The organism is Hymenobacter sp. H14-R3, assembly GCF_030063445.1.
Lineage (GTDB): Bacteria > Bacteroidota > Bacteroidia > Cytophagales > Hymenobacteraceae > Hymenobacter.
Map to the genome: position 1 here is coordinate 1 of NZ_JASITD010000066.1, position 2,156 is coordinate 2,156.

The following is a 2,156-nucleotide window of genomic DNA, read 5'->3' on the forward strand; positions in this document are numbered from 1 at the left end:
GGGCACGTGGACGGGCAAATGAGGGGACAACCGCGCCCAAAGCGTGTCCGAAATGCGAAATTCTTGAACTGTAGCCATACCCCTAAAATACAACTGATTTTTCCCTATTCGGATAGCCTCTAAGTGCCCTGCCCCGTTCCAGGCGTAGCGCCAAACCTGACCCTGGGCGGTTGTTTTGCGAATTAAGTTGCCTTCCCCATCATATTTGTAGCGCGCGCCATTGGCCGCCCGCAATTGCCCACCGCGGGCGTACTCCTGGTCGCTGTGCGTAGGGGAGCGAAACAAATTGCCGACCGCATCCGGCGAGCGTACCTCCTGCGTTTGGTCTGCATAAGTGGTGGCCGTCAGGCTACCAGCAGCATCATAGCTGTGGCGCGTGCGGCCACTGATGGAATCCTCAACCATCCGGAGCTGGTCAACTCCCCGCTACTCGTAGCGGCGCTGGCGGGTGGGCTGCGAACCCACAGTCACGCGCTGGCCGTCGCTCAGGCTGCTCTGTACTTCCAGGCCCCGCTCGTCGTGCCGGAGCTGCGCCTGCCACACCGCGCCGGCCCGTACCGTAGTCAAATTGCCCAGTGCGTCGTGCTGCTAGGCAAAGGCGGCCCCCAGCGATGAGCACAACCCGGTGCGCTGGCCGCGCACATCGTAGGTATGCACGGTGGTGTGGCTGCCTTGCCGTCCTCCGTAAAGTGGCAGGGTTTACTTCGAGAATATTTTATATCTTAAATTATCCGTATCTTTTTCATATTTGCTTTGAAAATTTTCTCGATAATCTTTCAATGAAGAGTGATTAGGAGAACTATAGCTTTCTTCATTTTTAATATATGAATATTGCCAATAGCAAACAGGGCATATATCAATTTCTTCGTTTTCAAAAGCCACCTTATATCCACAACAAATGCACTTAGCGACTTGCTTTATTTCCGGCTGTTGGTCAATTATTTCTATATCAACTTTGTATAAATCTTTAATTAATGCTTCTAAATATTTATTCGTAACTAGTGCGCCAAACTGAAATTGCCCAACAATTAATTTATTATTTTTATGTTTAAAAATCTCGCCTTGATTCCAGCTTTCGTCTTCATTGACTACACTATCCAATCCTTCGCCTAGTAAAATATTTCCTTTTTCCTCGATGTTCAGATGTAAAAGCATATACATTTTAATAGCTTTAATCGCTTCTTTTCTGTTAAGCTTGGTTTCCATTTTTTAATTAGCTTGAAGTAGGATGATGTAATAAACTATAACTAGTTACTAAGTGCTGATTATCAGTAAATTGCATTAAATTATGACTCACTTGTGAATCTCTTTTCGCTTCGGCCTAAAGCATAATAATGCATTTGCAAGTCCTAAGCCACTAGCTTTCAGCTACTATCTGTCAACTTCTTAATTGACAGATAAAAACTTGTGCGTATATCTGTACTCGTTGAGGTGGTCCAGTTAAGCGAGAGAGTTTAGGGCGGTATTTTTAAGTTGTTGAAGGTAAAAGGCTTGTGGGGATTGGTAGGCAAGCGCGGAGTGGCGACGCTTGTGGTTGTAGTAGTCAAAATAAGTGGCCACGCTGTACTGCGCGTCCGCCAGGTCGCGGAAAACAGGCCACTCGCGCGGCCCTAATTCCTCCGTTTTGAGCCGCGACCAGCGGCTCTCGGCCTGCGCGTTGTCGAGGCACTCGTCCCGGCGACTCTGTGAGCGCAGGCAGCCGTGCTGGTCGAGCAAGGCCCGGTAAGCGTTGGCACAATACTGCCCCCCGCGGTCGGAGTGAACGAGCAGGCCAGGAGCAGGTTGGCGGGCCAGCAGGGCTTGGCGTAAGGCGCTGGTGACCAACTCTTCCGGCATGGTATCGAGCACCCGCCAGCCCACTACCTGACGGGTGCAGGCATCCTGGAAGGCGCACAGGTAGGCCCACTGCCCGCTGGCCAGCGGTAAATACGTGATGTCGCTGACCCAGACCTGGTTGGCCATCGTCGGTTTTGGCTGGTCAAGCAGGCGGTTTGGGGCACAGCGCAGCCCGTGGGTGGAGTCAGTAGTGTGTACTACTCCCCAAAAACTGGACAGTTTAGCGGGGCTTGTTAAGTAATATGGTTATACTTTGGTAAAAGAAGGTTGAGCGAAGACCTGGGCTGGGGTTTGGCCATTCAGACTTTGGTGGGGACGGC

The 2,156-nt window shown here is 50.8% G+C and carries 4 protein-coding genes; all 4 read right to left on the reverse strand.

Features of this window, described 5'->3' with window-relative positions; translation table 11 throughout:
• Positions 1-405, reverse strand: a 405-nt coding sequence (locus QMK33_RS23270) for an RHS repeat domain-containing protein (protein ID WP_283567023.1), incomplete at its 3' end; no start/stop codon positions are given.
• Positions 406-426: 21 nt separating this feature from the next.
• Positions 427-567 (reverse strand): hypothetical protein, encoded by a 141-nt coding sequence (locus QMK33_RS23275; RefSeq protein ID WP_283567024.1) that lies wholly within the window; start codon positions 565-567, stop codon positions 427-429.
• 132 nt (positions 568-699) lie between these two features.
• Positions 700-1,206 (reverse strand): CPCC family cysteine-rich protein, encoded by a 507-nt coding sequence (locus tag QMK33_RS23280; protein WP_283567025.1) that lies wholly within the window; start codon positions 1,204-1,206, stop codon positions 700-702.
• Positions 1,207-1,440: 234 nt separating this feature from the next.
• On the reverse strand, positions 1,441-2,055 hold the full coding sequence (locus QMK33_RS23285) for an IS3 family transposase (RefSeq protein WP_283567026.1): 615 nt from the start codon (positions 2,053-2,055) through the stop codon (positions 1,441-1,443).
• Positions 2,056-2,156 lie beyond the last annotated feature (101 nt).